The organism is Candidatus Thiodictyon syntrophicum, from assembly GCF_002813775.1.
GTDB classification, from domain to species: domain Bacteria; phylum Pseudomonadota; class Gammaproteobacteria; order Chromatiales; family Chromatiaceae; genus Thiodictyon; species Thiodictyon syntrophicum.
The window spans coordinates 345309-361401 of record NZ_CP020370.1 but is presented as its reverse complement, the minus strand read 5'-3'; the positions used below and the strand labels follow the sequence as shown (position 1 = coordinate 361401).

Annotated in this window: 13 protein-coding genes; 11 read left to right on the top strand and 2 right to left on the bottom strand. The window is 69.3% G+C overall.

Features of this window, described 5'->3' with window-relative positions; translation table 11 throughout:
* Complete coding sequence (locus THSYN_RS01520; protein ID WP_100917579.1) at nucleotides 1-558, top strand: Uma2 family endonuclease; 558 nt, start codon at nucleotides 1-3, stop codon at nucleotides 556-558.
* Between the two features lie 230 nt (nucleotides 559-788).
* Here the strand turns inward: THSYN_RS01520 and rsmI are convergent, their stop codons facing one another.
* The gene (rsmI, locus tag THSYN_RS01515) at nucleotides 789-1625 is read right to left on the bottom strand and encodes a 16S rRNA (cytidine(1402)-2'-O)-methyltransferase (RefSeq protein WP_418219926.1); all 837 of its coding nucleotides are present in this window, start codon (nucleotides 1623-1625) and stop codon (nucleotides 789-791) included.
* A 65-nt stretch (nucleotides 1626-1690) separates the two neighbouring features.
* Between rsmI and THSYN_RS01510 the strand changes: the two genes are divergently transcribed.
* The 4 genes from THSYN_RS01510 to THSYN_RS01495 all read left to right on the top strand — a co-directional run bounded on the left by THSYN_RS01510 (nucleotide 1691) and on the right by THSYN_RS01495 (nucleotide 5419).
* Nucleotides 1691-2989 (top strand): penicillin-binding protein activator, encoded by a 1299-nt coding sequence (locus THSYN_RS01510; protein ID WP_100917577.1) that lies wholly within the window; start codon nucleotides 1691-1693, stop codon nucleotides 2987-2989.
* The gene (locus THSYN_RS01505; protein ID WP_100917576.1) at nucleotides 2986-3363 is read left to right on the top strand and encodes a YraN family protein; all 378 of its coding nucleotides are present in this window, start codon (nucleotides 2986-2988) and stop codon (nucleotides 3361-3363) included. Before THSYN_RS01510 ends, THSYN_RS01505 begins: the two co-directional genes overlap by 4 nt.
* 99 nt (nucleotides 3364-3462) lie before the next feature.
* On the top strand, nucleotides 3463-4041 hold the full coding sequence (locus tag THSYN_RS01500; RefSeq protein WP_100917575.1) for a BON domain-containing protein: 579 nt from the start codon (nucleotides 3463-3465) through the stop codon (nucleotides 4039-4041).
* A 1-nt stretch (nucleotide 4042) separates the two neighbouring features.
* Nucleotides 4043-5419 carry an FAD-binding oxidoreductase gene (locus tag THSYN_RS01495; RefSeq protein WP_236848768.1) on the top strand — a complete coding sequence of 459 codons (1377 nt, stop codon included), beginning with the start codon at nucleotides 4043-4045 and terminating at the stop codon, nucleotides 5417-5419.
* Here THSYN_RS01495 and THSYN_RS01490 read toward each other — a convergent pair.
* Nucleotides 5416-5805, bottom strand: a complete 390-nt coding sequence (locus THSYN_RS01490; protein WP_100917573.1) for a hypothetical protein — start codon at nucleotides 5803-5805, stop codon at nucleotides 5416-5418. The two genes, THSYN_RS01495 and THSYN_RS01490, sit on opposite strands and share 4 nt — an antisense overlap.
* Nucleotides 5806-6136: 331 nt before the next feature.
* Here THSYN_RS01490 and tfpB point away from each other — a divergent pair, with 331 nt between their 5' ends.
* The 6 genes from tfpB (at nucleotide 6137) to THSYN_RS01465 (ending at nucleotide 15618) form a co-directional block, all read left to right on the top strand.
* A complete protein-coding gene (gene tfpB, locus THSYN_RS01485; protein ID WP_172965220.1) occupies nucleotides 6137-7924 on the top strand; it encodes a type IV pilus assembly ATPase TfpB in 1788 nt (595 codons plus the stop codon).
* 95 nt (nucleotides 7925-8019) lie between these two features.
* Nucleotides 8020-9330, top strand: a complete 1311-nt coding sequence (locus tag THSYN_RS01480; protein ID WP_100917571.1) for a hemolysin family protein — start codon at nucleotides 8020-8022, stop codon at nucleotides 9328-9330.
* 338 nt (nucleotides 9331-9668) lie between these two features.
* On the top strand, nucleotides 9669-9869 hold the full coding sequence (locus tag THSYN_RS01475; RefSeq protein WP_100917570.1) for a DUF2281 domain-containing protein: 201 nt from the start codon (nucleotides 9669-9671) through the stop codon (nucleotides 9867-9869).
* A gap of 244 nt (nucleotides 9870-10113) precedes the next feature.
* Entirely contained in the window at nucleotides 10114-10383 is a 270-nt protein-coding gene (locus THSYN_RS01470; protein WP_100917569.1) for a hypothetical protein, read from the top strand.
* Nucleotides 10376-10642, top strand: coding sequence for a toxin-antitoxin system TumE family protein (locus tag THSYN_RS37130; RefSeq protein ID WP_418219925.1), 267 nt, complete (start codon nucleotides 10376-10378; stop codon nucleotides 10640-10642). Before THSYN_RS01470 ends, THSYN_RS37130 begins: the two co-directional genes overlap by 8 nt.
* An 8-nt stretch (nucleotides 10643-10650) precedes the next feature.
* Nucleotides 10651-15618, top strand: a complete 4968-nt coding sequence (locus THSYN_RS01465; RefSeq protein ID WP_100917568.1) for a tetratricopeptide repeat protein — start codon at nucleotides 10651-10653, stop codon at nucleotides 15616-15618.
* Nucleotides 15619-16093 lie beyond the last annotated feature (475 nt).

The window sequence follows — 16093 nt, the reverse complement described above, 5'->3', positions numbered from 1 at the left end:
ATGGAGGCACTCAAGCTCAAGACGCTCGACGACCTGCTGGCAAGCCCGGATGAGCGCGTCGAGCTGATCGATGGCGAAATCGTGCGCCGGCCCATGGCGCGGGCCGAGCACGGCTTCGTGCAGGGCAACGCCGTCGCCGAGTTGGACAGCTTCAGACGGACTGCCGGTCCCGGCGGCTGGTGGATCGCCAGCGAGATCAGCGTCCACTATGAGGCCCATCAGTGTCCGAGCCATGACCTCGCCGGGTGGCGCAAGGAACGCCTGCCCGAACGCCCCCGCGGGGTTCTCGAGGTCATCCCGGACTGGGTCTGCGAGATCGTCTCCCCCGGTCATGAGCGCAAGGACACCCTGACCATCTTCCTGCTGTTGCAGCGCCATCGCGTACCCTGGTACTGGCTGATCTGGCCCGAGGACCGGACCCTGGTCGCCTACCAACTCGACCGCAACGCCTATCGCGTCGTTGCCAGTATCGCCGCGCCTGGTCCGGAGGAACAACGCGCGCGCATCCCGCCGTTTGAAACGGTGGAGATCGACCTGGGGTATCTGTTCGGGGGGTAAGGCGGAACTCCGCAGTAGGTTCCGCCAATCAGTGTTGCCGATGCGCGCAAGCCCCCGCCGGTGCCCTCCGCCCCCGCTGGCCGCCCGACGGTGCCGCCCGTCAGCCCCAGCGACGCCCGGTCATGGTCATTCTCCACAGTCAGCACCATTGCGACCAAGGATGGGAACGCTCAGCCGGCAGGCAGCCGCGAGCTTTCGCTCCGCCGCCGGTCAGGACGGCACCCGGGGCCTCAGGGGTCCCGCTCCCCCGCCCCCAGCCCCAGATCCAGTCCCATCCGATACAGGTCGTTCTTGCGCCCCCCGGTCAAACGGGCGGTGAGCCCGGCCGCCTGGCGCAGCGGCAGGTCGGCGGCGAGGATGCGCAGGACGCGCTCCTGCTCCGCCTGGTCCGCGCCGCCCGGGTCCTGCCAGCCCTCCACCAGGATGACCAACTCGCCCAGGCGCTGTTCGTCGTCCGTCTCCAGGCGGCCGGCCAGTTCGCGGGCGGTGCCGAAGAGGAAGGTCTCGAAGCGCTTGGTGAGTTCGCGGGCGACCACGGCGCGGCGGGTCTCCCCGAGTACGGCCGCCAGGTCGGTGAGGGTCGCGGCGGCCCGGCGGCCGCTCTCGTAGAACACCAGGGTCCCGGGCTCGCGCGCGAAGGTTTGCGTCCAGGCGCGGCGCGCGGCACTGGTGCGGGGCGGGAAGCCCAGGAACAGAAAGCGGTCGCTGGGCAGGCCCGCCGCGGACAGGGCGCAGATGGCGGCGTTGGCCCCGGGGATCGGGACCACGGACAGCCCCTTGGCGCGGGCGGCGGCGACCAGGTCGTAGCCGGGGTCGCTGATCAGGGGGGTGCCGGCGTCGCAGACCAGGGCGACGCTGCGCCCGGACTCCAGGGTTTCGATAAGGCCCGCGGCGGCCCTGGCCTCGTTGTGGTCGTGGTAGGCGGTGAGCCGGGTGTTGATCGCGCAGTGCTCGAGCAGGTGCCGGGTCTGGCGGGTGTCCTCGGCGGCGATCAGGTCCACGTCCGTCAGCGTCTTACGGGCGCGTTCGCTCAGGTCGCCAAGATTGCCGATGGGTGTTGCCACCACGTATAGTACGCCGCGTCTCTCTTCCAACTGACCGTCCCCCCGACGTCTGCAACGGAACCCTTATCATGCACCAAGACCGCGCCCCCGCTCTCCCTTATTGCGCGCTCCCGCGCTTGCGTGTGCCGACGCTCATCGGCGTCCTGGGCGCGACCCTGCTCCTGGGCGGCTGCGCCGGCTTCCTCGCGGGCCAGGCGCCGAGCCCGCGCGGCGGCTATGCGAGCGGCGACAAGGTGGCGGTGATCCTGCCCGCCGGGGGTCCGGTCGCGGATGCGGCCAACGCGGTCCGCGAGGGCCTGCGGGCGGCCAACGCGGCGGACGACACCGCCGCCAAGCCGACCCTGACCTTCATCGCGAGCGACCAGCCGAACCAGATCGCGGATGCCTATAAGAAGGCCGTCGCCGGCGGGGCGACCCAGGTCATCGGGCCGCTGCTCAAACCCGCCGTGGACATCCTGGCGAGCGGTCCGGCCCTGAAGGTGCCCACGCTGGCCCTGAATCGGGCGACCAAACCCGGTAAGGCCGCGGGCAACCTCTACCAGTTTGCCCTGGCCCCGGAGACCGAGGCGGTGGAGGTGGCGAAGAAGGCGAAGGCCCAGGGCCTCACCCGCGCCCTGATGCTGATCCCCCAGGGTGAGGCCGGTCAGCGGCGCGCGGACGCCTTCCGCGGCCAGTGGCAAAGGCTCGGCGGGACCCTGGTGGCGGAGGCCGGCTTCGACCCGGCCGCCGCGGACCCGGCCGCGGCGGTCCGCGCGCTGCTCGACAAGGGCAAGGCCGACTTCCTGTTCCTGGCGGCCGATGGGGAGCAGGCGCGCCAGGTCTACCCCGCCGTGCGTACGGCGGCGGTCGCGCTCCCGGTGGTCGCCACCTCCGCGGTCTACTCGGGGGCGGCGGACGCGGCGCGTGACAAGGCCCTGGCGGGGCTCTATTTCGTCGATGCCCCCTGGGTGTTGGGGGTGGGGGCGGCGGATGATCCGCTGGCCCGCGCCAAGCTCAAGAAGAGTGCCGCGCTGGCCAACCCGCTTGGGTTGCGGCTCTTCGCCATGGGGATCGATGCCTACCGACTGACCCCGCGGCTGGCGGCCCTGATGAAGGACGCGGGCGCCACCTTCCCGGGTGTGACCGGTACCCTGTCGATCGACGCGCAAGGCCGGGTCCAGCGCCAACTGATGCTGGCCCAGTTCACCGCGGGCGGTCCCAAGCCGGTGACCGCCATCGCGGCGGCCAAGGCGCCGCCCCCGGCCAAGGCCGGCGCTGAGACCGCGCCGACGAAGCCCGCCGAAGCGGCCCCGGCCGCTGCCGTCAAGCCGCTGGCCAAGCCCGAGCCCAGTCGCCCGCGGCCGGAACCGGTGTCCCGGGGCGGGTGAAGGACCCGGGGCGCCCGGGCGCGCCGTCCCCGACCGCGGTCGGCGCCGACAAGGAACGGCTCGCCGCCGACTGGCTCAGGGACCAGGGATTGCGCCTGATCAAGCGCAATCATCGCTGTCGCTTCGGCGAAATCGACCTCATCATGCAGGAGGGTGAGAACCTGGTCTTCGTGGAGGTCCGCTACCGCGCCGGCACCCGCTTCGGCGGCGCCGAACTGAGCGTGGACTATCACAAACAACGGCGTCTCTGTGCCGCCGCCGGCCATTACCTCCAGGCGCACCCGAGCCCCTTGGCCTGCCGTTTCGATGTGGTGGCGATCGGCGCCCAAGACCGCATCCAGTGGTTCAGGAATGCCTTCGACGCGGCCTTTTGAGCTTGCAACGGTTGTTGGCAACCGCTGCCCCAACTCCCCAGAGGCGGAACCGCTTTGAGTGATCGAAAGACAGTGCGGCCACCGCGACGGCTGCGAACCATGGCGGCGCTCCTCCTGGCCGGGCTCGTCCCCGTGCTCGGCGGCTGCGTCCCGCTCCTGGTCGGCGGGGTCGCGGTGGGCGCCGCGGCGGCCCATGACCGGCGCGACTACACCACCTTCATCGACGACCAGCAGATCGACTTCGTCGCCACTGCCGCGTTGGATGACGAGCCCGGGCTCAAGGGGCGCGGACGGGTGTCGGTCACCAGCTACAACTATCTGGTGCTCCTCACCGGTCAGGTGCGCAGTGAGGCGGAGGTGGCCCTGGCGGGCGGGGTGGTGAGTCGGCTGCCCAAGGTGAGGAAGGTGGTCAACGAGGTGACCATCGGACCGGATATCGATTTTGCGCGCAAGAGCGAGGATGTCCTCTTGACCTCGCGGGCGAAGCTCGCCCTCTTCAAGGTCGAGGTCCCCGATTTCGACCCCACCCGGGTCACGGTGGTCACCGAGAACGGCGTGGTCTATCTGCTGGGTCTGGTCTCGGTCGCGGAGGGGGATGCGGCCGTGGAGCAGGTCCGTTATGTTCCGGGGGTCGTGCAGGTGGTGAAGCTCTTTGAATACCAGGAACCCAAGACCTGACGTGAGCCCCGCGCTGCGCGCCCACCTGGCCGCCATTGCCGGGCCGGGCCGGCTGCTCACCGATCCGGCGGACTGCTGGCCCTATGGCTACGACAACAGCCGCCGTCAGGCCCTGCCCCAGGCGGTGGTCTTCGCCGCGGATACCGGACAGGTCGCCGCCCTGGTGCGCCTGTGCGCGGCGCAAGGTCTGCCGCTGATCGCCCGCGGCCGGGGCACCGGCACCACCGGGGCGACGGTGCCGGACCGGGGCGGGGTGGTGCTCTCCTTCGAGCGCATGAATCGTATCCTGCGCATCGCCCCCGGCGACCGGCTGGCGATCTGCGAGCCCGGGGTGGTCAATGCCGACCTGCAGCGGGCAGCGGGCGCCGCGGGCCTGTTCTGGCCGCCGGACCCGACCAGTGCCGCGGTCTGCACCATCGGCGGCAACCTGGCCTACAACTCCGCCGGGCCCCGGGCGGTCAAGTATGGTACCCCGCGGGAGAATACCCTGGGCCTGACGGCCGTCACCGGGCTTGGGGAGCCGATCCGCACCGGGGTCCTGACCACCAAGGGGGTGGTGGGCTATGACCTGACCCGGCTCATCATCGGCTCCGAGGGGACGCTCGCCCTGATCACCCAGGCGACCCTGCGGCTGACCCCGCTCCCGGAGGCGACCCGGACGCTGCGCGCCGCCTACCGGGACATCCAGAGCGCGGCGGCGGCGGTCGCCACCCTCATGGCCCAGCCGGTAACGCCCTGCGCCCTGGAGTTCATGGACGCCGCCGCCATCGCCATGGTGCGCGGCTACGCGGCGGTCGACGTACCGGCGGCGACCGGCGCCCTGCTGATGATCGAGGTGGACGGTGCCCGCGCCGGGATCGAGGACGCGGCGGCGGCCCTGGCCGCCGCCGCCCGCAACGAGGGACTGCTGGAGGTCCGCCACGCGCGCGATGCGGCCGAGGTCCAGGCGCTGTGGCGCACCCGCCGTGCGCTGTCACCGGCGCTGCGTCAGGTGGCCCCCAAGAAGATCAACGAGGACCTGGTGGTGCCGGTCTCGCGCCTGGCGGAGTTCATCGATGGGCTGGCGCGCCTGGCGCGGGAGACCGGCATCCGCATCGTCAACTTCGGTCATGCCGGCAACGGCAACATCCATGTCAACCTGCTGATGAATCCCGACGACCCGGCGGAGATGGCGCGCGCCCACGCCTGCCTGGATGCGGTCTTCTCCCTGACCCTGGGGCTGGGCGGGACCCTCTCCGGGGAGCACGGGGTGGGGCTGGAGAAGCGCGACTTCGTGGACCGGGAACTCGACGCCCCCACCCTGGCGGTGATGGCCGCGATCAAACAGGCCCTGGACCCGGCGGGGATACTCAATCCGGGTAAGGCCCTGCCGAGCTAATGGGCGGCGGCGCGGGCGGCCTCCTCACGGGTGTAGAAGCGTCCGTCGCGGATGAAGCCGCTGACCAGCCCCGGTTTGGTGCTGGTGACGTGGCCGGCGTCATCGCGGGTGGCGATCCAGTCTTCCGGCAGCCCGTCCAGGACATGGACCGGGGCCGGGGAGCCGTCGGCGTAGCGGGAGGCGGCCAACTCGCCGGTCGCGCTGAGGCGGAAACCGGGCGCAAAACCCTGGCGGTCATTATTCCGGCTGATGCCCCGAGTGTGCTCGAAGAGGACGTTTTCGTCGCGCAGTGACAATTCGGTCAGGGCGCCCTGCCGACGGCGTGAGCGCTCCTGTTGCTGGGGTTGGACCACGGCGATAATGAGTTGTAGTGACTGGGTGTACATCTTGCTGCTCCCGGCCCCCGGGTGGGGGACCCTTGCCTGAGCTACAGCATTCGGCGTGCCAGCATCCAAGGGCGCCGTTCGTCGCGATTACGGGACCGTTGCGCCATCCGCCCGCAAGCCGCAGCCCCCGGGGGCGGTGGCGGCGGCGCCGGGCTGCGGGAAGGCATTGCAATCGGTGGTGCGGGACTTGCAAACTGCGATGCACGGGACGCGCTACGGCAACCGCCGCAACTGCCGGGTGCGCCCATCGGGCGGATTGCACCACCCTGGTTCATGGCAAGCCATGTATTCTACAGCGTCGCGGGTCCCATCCCGCCGGGAGGAATCGAAGGTGGCGTCAGCGAAACAGATCGAGAGTCGTCCCGACCATCGCCTGAGTGTCGAGGAGGTGTTGGATGACCTGGTCGCCGACGGCATGATCGTGCCCGCGAGCGCCCAGACCGTGCTGTTCAGTGTCACCCCCAAGGACCGGGCGGACCACCACGCGCTGGAACTGGTAGCCGACGCCAAGCTCCACCACGCCAACTCCAAGCGCATCATCACCCTGGAAGAGCTGACCCTCTGGCTCGCTCAGCGCGCCGGGCTCGAGTACCTGCGCATCGATCCACTGAAGATCGACGCCCCCAACGTGGGTGACCTGGTCACCGCCTCCTATGCGACCTGGAACCGCATCCTGCCGGTGTCCATCTCCCCGGTGCGGGCGGTCTTCGCCACCTCCGAGCCCTATCTCACCGGCTGGATCGAGGAACTGGGCGGGATCATCAAGCGCGAGATCGTGCGGGTAGTTGCCAACCCCCGGGATATCGAGCGCTACCGCAAGGAGTTCTTCGGCGTCTCCAACTCGGTCAAGGGGGCGAGCGTCACCGACGGGACCCGGCGCTTCGTCGGACTGGGCAACCTCGAGGCCCTGGTGGAACTGGGCAAGTCGGGGCAGATCGACGCCAACGACAGCCACATCGTACACATCGTCGACTGGCTGCTCCAGTACGCCTTCGACCAGCGGGCCAGCGACATCCACCTGGAGCCGCGGCGCGAGGTCGGCAACATCCGTTTCCGCATCGATGGAGTCATGCACCCGGTCTATCAGGTCCCGGCCCTGGTGATGACCGCCATTACCAGCCGGATCAAGATTCTGGGGCGCATGGACGTGGCCGAGAAGCGCCGTCCCCAGGACGGGCGCATCAAGACCCGCTCCGAGGACGGCCGGGAACTGGAGATGCGTCTGTCCACCATGCCCACCGCCTTCGGCGAGAAACTGGTGATGCGCATCTTCAACCCGGACGTGCTGCTGCGCAACTTCGCCGATCTCGGCTTCGGCGAGGAAGACGCCAAGCGCTGGCAGGCTATGGTCGGGCGGCCCCACGGCATCATCCTGGTGACCGGTCCCACCGGTTCCGGCAAGACCACGACGCTGTATTCCACCTTGAAGACCCTGTCGACGCCGCAGGTCAATGTCTGCACCGTGGAGGAGCCCATCGAGATGGTGGAGCCGGCCTTCAACCAGATGCAGGTGCAGCACAACATCGGGCTGGACTTCGCAAGCGGCATCCGCACCCTGATGCGCCAGGACCCGGACATCATCATGGTCGGTGAGGTCCGCGACCGGGAGACCGCGGAGATGGCGGTCCAGGCGTCCCTCACCGGACACCTGGTCCTGTCCACCCTGCACACCAACGACGCCCCGTCGGCCATCACCCGCCTCCTGGACATCGGCGTGCCCCACTACCTGATCAAGGCGACCGTCATCGGCGTGGTCGCGCAGCGTCTCGTGCGCACCCTCTGTCCCCACTGCAAACAGGAGGTCACCGCCGACCTGGACCTGTGGGAATCGCTGATCAATCCCTGGAAGCTCAGCCCCCCGGGCTCCCTGTGGCAGCCCAAGGGGTGTCTGGAATGCCGCAACACCGGCTATTATGGGCGCATCGGTCTCTACGAGATCCTGACCCTGGACGCCGAGATCCGTGACCTCATCACCCCGGCCTTCGACGAGACCCCCTTGCGCCGGATGGCCTACCAGAAGGGCCTGCGTCCCCTGCGCATCAGCGGCGCCTTCAAGGCCGCCCGCGGGGTGACCAGCATGGAAGAGGTCTTCAAGGTCGCGCCGATCCGGGCGGATTGATTCGGGGCCCGACCAGACACGCCGGACGGGGCATCCGCCCCGTCCGCAGTCCAACGCTTGCCCGACCCTATGTACCCACCCCCGAGACCCCATCCATGGAAGTCCTGTTTCTGATCGGCCTGATCTTCCTCAACGGCGCCCTGGCGATGTCCGAGATCGCCCTGGTCACCGCCCGGCGCACCCGCCTGGCGCGCCGGGCAGAGGAGGGCGACGCCGCCGCCCTGATGGCCATCAAGCTGGGCGAGGACCCGACCCGCTTCCTCTCCACCATCCAGATCGGCATCACCTCCATCGGGGTCTTAAGCGGCATCGTGGGCGAGGCCGCGCTGGCGCAACCCCTGTCGGACCTGCTGGAGGTCGCGGGGGTGAATCCGCACCCGGCCGGGATCGCCGCCACCGTCCTGGTGGTCGTCCTGATCACCTATATCTCGATCGTGGTCGGTGAGCTGGTGCCCAAGCGCCTGGGCCAGATCGACCCCGAGGGGGTGGCGCGCGTGGTGGCGCGGCCTATGCACGCCCTGTCCGTCGCCGCCCGCCCCTTCGTCTGGCTACTCTCCTGGTCCACCGGCGCCCTGCTGCGCCTGCTCGGTCAGCGCGATCGGGTCGGCTCCCGGGTCACCGAGGACGAGATCCATGCCCTGCTGCTGGAGGGGTCGCAGGCCGGGGTGATCGACGCCTCCGAGCACCACATGGTGCGCAACGTCTTCCGCCTGGACGACCGGCAACTGGGCTCGCTCATGGTGCCGCGGGGCGAGATCGCCTGGCTCGACCTCAACACGCCCCTGGAGGAGAATCTGGCGCGCATCGCCGGCTCGGTCCATTCCCGCTTTCCGGTCTGCCGGGGCGGCCTGGACGACGTGGTCGGCGTCGCCGTGATGAAACACCTGTTCAGCCAGTCGCTGCGTGGTCAGGGTGTCGACCTGGCCGCGGACCTGGAGCCGGCGGTCTATGTGCCGGAGTCGCTCACCGGCATGCAGTTGCTGGGCGAATTCCGCGCCAACGGCGCCCAGATGGTCTTCGTCATCGACGAATACGGCGACCTTATGGGGCTCGTCACCCTGCAGGACGTGCTGGAGGCGGTCACCGGCGAGTTCCAACCCCGCGATCCCGAGGACGCCTGGGCGGTCGCACGCCCGGACGGCTCCTGGCTCCTGGACGGGCTGATCCCGATCATGGAACTGAAGGACCGCCTGAGTTTGAAGACGGTGCCGGAGGAGGACAAGGGCCGCTACCACACCCTGAGCGGCATGCTCCTGTGGCTCCTGGGCCGGGTACCCCAGACCGGAGACCTGGTGGACTGGGAGGGCTGGGACCTGGAGATCATCGACATGGACGGTCGGCGCATCGACAAGGTGCTGGCCTCGCCCAGGCCGGAGCGCCAGGTTTCGGAGGAGCCGCTGACCTGAGTGCTGCGGGTTGGATTACCAAGGCATACAGCACCTCGATCCCGATACGTCCGAACCCGCCTTGATCACGGCCACGGATTCATGATCGATCGAACCAGTCTGCGCGGCCAACTGCCACTGCCTCCGAACAGGTTGCAGCGCCCATCCCTGTGGGCATCGGGTCTGCTGAACACCACTGAGGGCAGCCGGGCGCCCGGAGGTCGCAGCGCCGCCGCGGGGCCTGACCGCAGCTCGGGCTGCGGCCTGGACTCGCGTCGGCTCTTGTCTGAGAGCCGCCGGGTGCTATCCTGTTGAGCGTAGCCGCGCCGTTGACGCGCATCAATCCGAGGAGATCCGTGATGGCCATCGCCGAGCGTGTTTACGAATCGGTCAAAGGACTGCCTGCAACCGCCGCGCAGGAAGTGCTCGATTTCGCAAGTTTCCTCGCCGAGCGCGAGGCCAGGCGCGATGACCGGGCACTCATGCTCGCCCAACAGAGCGACTTAGGCGATTGGGACACTGCGCAGGACGACGCCTGGAACCATGCCCCAGCCGTGTGACATCGTCCGGTCCGATAAGGTCTTTACGCTCAATCAATCCCTGGTCGTGCGTCGGGTCGGGCGACTCCGGAAACCTGCATTCGAGCGCATCCAGGCGGAGATCTGCAAAACTCTCGGCTGCCGAGAATAATCGCGTCCCCCGGGGCCGCAACGACCTCTGCGCTTGTCTAACCGATGCGCCCGCCGTACCCTGCGCACCGTACACCACTGTTCAACGCGAGTCACTCAGGTGGAGGTTCCGGCGATGGGGCATCATGAAATTCTGGCCGACATCCATGCCCTGGAAGAGGATCTTCTTGAGTTCGAGCGCAAGTATGGGCTGCGTTCCGAGACGTTTTTCCCCGCCTATTTGAATGGAGAAGAACCGGAAGACGACAGTTGGACCTTGGATTTCGGCGAATGGGCCAGCGTTTATCGAACCTGGTTGTCCCGTCAGGCCGAGTACCGCAATGAGATTCAGCGCATTCAGCGCAATGCCCCCAGTCTCACCGGATTGATTCGGATCGCTGCATGAGCGAGCATTTTCGCACGCCGATTGGTATGGATACGAGATCTGGAAGGACGACGAAAAGCGCTATTGGTACGATTCCCAGCCACATCCCGATGAGCCGTCGCTCCAGAGTACCCATCCGCATCACAAGCACAGTCCGCCGGACCCGAAGCGAAATCGCGTCCCAGCGCCGGGAATGAGTTTCGTGCAGCCCAATCTGTTGAAATTGATTCCGGAAATAGAAGCGTTGCTGCGACAGACGGCAAGCCTCAGGGCCCAGTGAGATTCACGATGAGCGACGCACCGTCCCAGAACGACCTCTTTGCCGACATCGCGACCCCGGAGGCCCTGACGCTCTGGCTCGACGACCTGGGCCTCGGGCGCCTGGCCTCGCCACTGATCGAGCGCGGTCTCTGGGGCCAGGCGCTGCTGGATGCCGATTGGGGGCTGCTCGACGCCATCGCCGGGGACTCGCTCGCGAAGCTGCGGCGCTGGCTCGACCCCTTACGGCGTCTGCGCCTGGCCCTGGCCCCGGCACTCACCCAGGCCGAACTGGACAGCGAGGCCGAGCACTGCCGCGCCCTGGGCCGCGACTGGCGGGCGCAACCCTGGCTCGCCGGGCTGGTCGCCGCCTGGCCCGGACCCATCGCCCACGAGGTCGGGATGCTGGGACCGCTCCTCGAACGCGGTCATGCGGTCGGGGTGCTGTGGCAACTGCGCGACGCGGCCGAGGTACTGATCAAGGTCCCGGCGACCATCCTGGCCCGGGACCTGCTGGACCATGGCGGCCCGCCCGCGATCCAGCAGCAGATCCGCGGCACCTTCTTCCGCACCGACCTGTCCATGGGCACCTGGATGGGTCTGGCCCGGGAACTGTCACGGGCGGTGATGCAGGGCGCGGGCAGTGGGCTGGTCGCCCCCGGGCTGGCCCGGCTCTTCTGGAAGGCCCCCAAGAAGCCCAGCCCCTACCAGCAGGCACTGAACCATCTGGTGACCCTGCGCAACGACTTGCTCGGCCACGGCGCCACCCGGTTCGACGCAAGCGAGGTCACCGACACCTTGCGCCACTATCTCATCGGCGGTCTCGATGCCAGGTTGCGGAAGGCGCTCAACCTGCCCGAGGTCACCACCCTGGCCGAGGGTCTGGACTATGCCCAGGCGCTGAACCCCTGGGCCCATCTGACCCTGGAGGTCGATGGCCCCGGCGGCAGGTGCCCGCTGATCGGCGCCGAGGGACAGGAGGCCCACCACCGCGGCGCCGCCCCCGGGGCGGGGCACACCCAGGACCCGGCCCCGCTCCTACTGGTTAGCCGGGCCGAGGACCCGGGCGACGCATCGGCCGACGGGAGGGTTCTCCCGCTCGGCCCCTACCTGACCGCCCGCGTCTGCGCACTCTGCAACTACCGCGATGTCTTCCTCTTCAACGGCTGGGACCGCGACCGCGGCCGTTTCGACCTGCTCGATTACCAGATCGGCCACCGCATGCGCCAGCCCTGGCATTGCGCCCCGGACCTGCACCTGGCCTCCATGGAGCAGTCCGACGCCCCGGCACCCGGATTCGGCGCCGACGGGGGCGATCGACCGTCCCTGACGAACGCCAGCATCGTCGCCCTGCTGGACGACACGGCGCTGGACCGGCGCTATCTCTCCCCCGGCTATCTGCGCCAACCCCTACGTGATTTCCTCTCCGGCGAGCGCCGCGGCATCGTCTGGCTCCAGGCCCCCGGCCACCTGGGCAAGAGCCTGTTCGTGCAGGGACTCGACCCGCTCGGCGGCTTCGAGAACAAAGACCCGCTCCCCAACGATCTGAAGGTCGCCGCCGTCTATATCCGCCGCGAATACCGCTACGGCCATGTCCAACTCCTGCACCAACTGGAGCGCGCGATCAAGGACCCGCGCGTCCTCGATCTCGCCGAGCCCGCCTACGAGCGCCTCCAGATCGACGACAAGGCCGCCGACCCGCCCGCCGCCTTCCTGGGCTTCGTCGCCGAGTGCATGAGGCTCACCCGCCACCGCGGCCGGCTGCTGATCGCACTGGACGGACTCGACGAGCTGCGCCCGCCCGAGCACGCGCGCAGCGCCCTGGACTTCATCCCCGCCCCCGCGACCCTGCCGGACGGCGTCTATCTGCTGCTGACCTCCCGCCCACTGGATGACGCACAGGCCTGCCCGACCTGGCTGGGTCCGCGTCTGGTCCCGCGACTGGGCCCAGGTCAGGGCCCACGTCAGGGCGAGTGCGTGCGCGTCCATCGGGTGGACCAGGGCGACCCGGGCTACGTGCAACTGCTGCGCGACTATCTGGCGCGCGAGACCGCGGGCGCCCGTGCCCGACTGGAGTCCGACGCACTCGCCACGGGTCTGGACCCCAAGACCGCCCGGTCCGAGGCCAGGCGACACTTCGACGAACGCTTCCCGCTCCTCATCGAGCGCTCCAACGGGCTCTTCCTCTATTTCGCCTTCCTCATCGACCGCATCCTGGAGCGCGACCTGCCGCTGGACGCGCTGGCCGGCCAGCCCGGGCAAGCGCAGCTCTATACCGACTTCCTCGAGCGTCTCAAGGACGACCTCGCCCCCAAACAGGCCGAGCTCGGTCGCACCCTGCTGCTCGCCCTGGCCGCACTGGAGAAGGCCAACGCCTGGTATGTCGAAGGCCGCGAGGCGCCCTACCCGGTAGACCCGGACTGGCGCGGCGTCCCGCTGGAGACGCTGGCCGACCTGATCCAGCACCCGGGGGTGGACGGCGAGCTGCTCTATGTCCTGCTGCGCCTCAAGTCGGTCTTGGGCGCCTGGCGCGGCGAGTCCGCGGACAGCTCCCGCTATCGGTTGGGCCTCAAGGACCTGGCGACCGTCATCGCCGACCACCCCGACTGGGGCCCGGCCCTGCGGGCCACCCACCGCCGACTGGCCGAGGACGCGCTGGCACTGGTCAGCCCGCCAGCTGGAGACGGCGCCGAGCCGCCGAGCGCCGCGGCCACCGGTACCCGACCGGACCCCTGGCGGCTGCGCTATGCGCTGGCCCATGGCAACCTGAGCGGGGATGCGGGGCTGGCTGGGCGCATTGCCGGGGATCAAGGGCTGTTCTGGAGGATCGTCGATGAGGGCAATGCCGCCTACGGAACCCATCGGCTCGCTGAGTCGATCCGCTGGAACACCCTGGCGCTGCGTCAGGCCGAGGCCATGCAGGGGTGTGACGATCCACTCTGGGTCAATCGCCTGGCCGGTGCCTACATGAGCCGTGGCAACGCCATGCAGGGCTCCACCGGCCATGGACCCGCGGCGGCCATCGCCGACCACGACGCGGCCATCGCCCTGATGGAGGACCTGCGCCAGCGGCTGGCGCCCGAGGGGCGCTGGGAGGCTGGGCTGCGCAACAACCTGGCCGCTGCCTACCTGAACCGCGGCAACGCCAAGCAGCACGCCACCGGCCATGGACCCGCGGCGTCCATCGCCGACCACGACGCGGCTATCGCCCTGAGCGAGGACCTGCGACGGGTGCTGGAGCCCGAGGGGCGCTGGGCCGCGGGGCTGCGCAACGACCTGGCCGGTGCCTACATGAACCGCGGCACCGCCAAGGCACAAGCCACTGGCCATGGACCCGGGGCGGCCATCGCCGACTTCGACGCCGCCATCGCCCTGATGGATGACCTGCGCCGACCGCTGGAGCCCGAGGGACGCTGGGAGGCGGGGCTGTGCAACGATCTGGCCAATGCGTACACGAACCGCGGCAACGCCAAACAGGACGCCACCGGCCATGGACCCGGGGCGGCCATCCCCGACTACGACGCGGCCATCGCCCTGATGGAGAACGTGCGCCGACTGCTGGAGCCCGAGGGGCGCTGGGGGGCGGGGCTACGCGACGACCTGGCCGCTGCCTTCATGAACCGCGGCAACGCCAAGCAGGACGCCACCGGCCACGGACCCGGGGCGGCCATCGCTGACTGCGACGTGGCCATCGCCTTGATGGAGGACCTGCGCCAGCTGTTGGAGCCCGAGGGGCGCTGGGAGGCGGGGCTGCGCAACGCCCTGGCCGGTGCGTACATGAACCGCGGCAACGCCAAGCAGGACGCCACCGGCCATGGACCCGGGGCGGCCATCGCCGACTACGATGCGGCCATCGCCCTGAGGGAGGACCTGCGTCGGCTGCTGGAGCCCGAGGGGCGCTGGGAGGCGGGGCTGCGCAACGATCTTGCCAGTGCCTACACGAACCGCGGCCTCGCCAAACAGAACGCCACCGGCCATGGACCCGGGGAAGCCATCGCCGACTGCGACTCGGCCATCGCCCTGATGGAGGACCTGCGCCAACTGCTGGAGCCCCTGGGGCGCTGGGAAGCGGTCCTGCGCGACGACCTGGCCACTGCCTTCATGAACCGCGGCAACGCCAAGGCACAAGCTACCGGCCATGGACCCGGGGCGGCCATCGCCGACTACGACGCGGCCATCACCCTGAGGGAGGACCTGCGCCGACTGCTGGAGCCCGAGGGCCGCTGGGAGGCCAGGCTGCGCGATGCCCTGGCCATTGTCTACATGAACCGCGGCAACGCCAAGCAGGACGCCACCGACCATGGACCCGGGGCGGCCATCGCCGACTTCGACTCGGCCATCACCCTGATGGAGGACCTGCGCCGACTGCTGGAGCCCGAGGGGCGCTGGGAGGCGGGGCTGCGCAACGGCCTGGCCAATGCCTACATGAATCGCGGCAACGCGAAGAAGCGCGCCACCGGCCATGGACCCGGGGCGGCCATCGCCGACTTCGACTCGGCCATCACCCTGATGGAGGACCTGCGCCGACTGCTGGAGCCCGAGGGGCGTTGGGAGGCGGGGCTGCGCAACGACCTGGCCCTGGCGTACCTGAACCTTGGTCTTGCGCGCGAGCAGTCCGGCGATCCGGCCGGTGCCGTCGCGGACTGGGTGGCAGGCGCAAGCCTGCTTGCCGAGTTGGTCGAGCGTGGCTGGCTGGCCGCCGCGGTGCCGCTGCTGCGCGCCCTCGCCTGGCTGCTCGGCGGCTGCCGGGACCTGGCCGATTGGCCGGGTGCGGCGGGGACACTGTTGCGCTTTTTCGAGTCGTTTCAGCGACTGCAAGCCGCCTGGGAGTCGGGCGGTTGGGACGGCGAGCCGCCCTGGATGGGCGAGGTCCGCGGCTTCGCCGCCGCGGTCCAAGACCTGGACCCCGAGCAGCGCGCGGCGCTCCTCGTCGCGCTGGGCGAGCAGGCCCTGCCCGTCTGCCAGGCCTTCGGGTGGGACCCGCCGCAAGGGCCGTAGGATGCCAGTACCCCGTTTCGGCTTATCTTGTCGGGCGACCCCAACGGGGTCGTACATACCAGCCCGGGGCAAGGCCCCGGGGTTGCGTCGTAAAACCTGCTAGCCCTGAAAGGGCGTGACATCGGCAGCCCCGCCGCGATGTCACGCCCTTTCAGGGCTGTACCGATTTTACGACCATTTCCCAGGGCGTTGCCCTGGGCTGGTATGTCACGCCCCTTCAGGGCTTTGTTTCGCTTCTCGTTCCCACGCTCCAGCGTGGGAATGCCGCGCGGGCGCTCCGCGTCCGGTCTTGGCAATGGACGCGGAGCGCCCGCACTTGCTCCCCTGCTTCCGCGTGGGAGCCAGAAGGGCTTAACTTAATCGCAGTGACGCCGGAGCCTGGAAGCAAGAAAACACTCGGCAACCGGGCCTGCGCCAACCTCAAAACGCCGTTCATCTGTAACCTATGAACCTAAAAAGAGCAGTCAGCGATCAG

Bases quoted from the DNA above. Each gene is read 5' to 3' on its own strand.
- THSYN_RS01510 (WP_100917577.1), top strand. From the start codon at position 1,691: ATGCACCAAGACCGCGCCCCCGCTCTCCCTTATTGCGCGCTCCCGCGC.
- THSYN_RS01520 (WP_100917579.1), top strand. From the start codon at position 1: ATGGAGGCACTCAAGCTCAAGACGCTCGACGACCTGCTGGCAAGCCCG.
- THSYN_RS01490 (WP_100917573.1), bottom strand. From the start codon at position 5,805: ATGTACACCCAGTCACTACAACTCATTATCGCCGTGGTCCAACCCCAG.
- THSYN_RS01465 (WP_100917568.1), top strand. From the start codon at position 10,651: ATGAGCGACGCACCGTCCCAGAACGACCTCTTTGCCGACATCGCGACC.
- THSYN_RS01500 (WP_100917575.1), top strand. From the start codon at position 3,463: ATGGCGGCGCTCCTCCTGGCCGGGCTCGTCCCCGTGCTCGGCGGCTGC.
- THSYN_RS01480 (WP_100917571.1), top strand. From the start codon at position 8,020: ATGGAAGTCCTGTTTCTGATCGGCCTGATCTTCCTCAACGGCGCCCTG.
- THSYN_RS01475 (WP_100917570.1), top strand. From the start codon at position 9,669: ATGGCCATCGCCGAGCGTGTTTACGAATCGGTCAAAGGACTGCCTGCA.
- THSYN_RS01470 (WP_100917569.1), top strand. From the start codon at position 10,114: ATGGGGCATCATGAAATTCTGGCCGACATCCATGCCCTGGAAGAGGAT.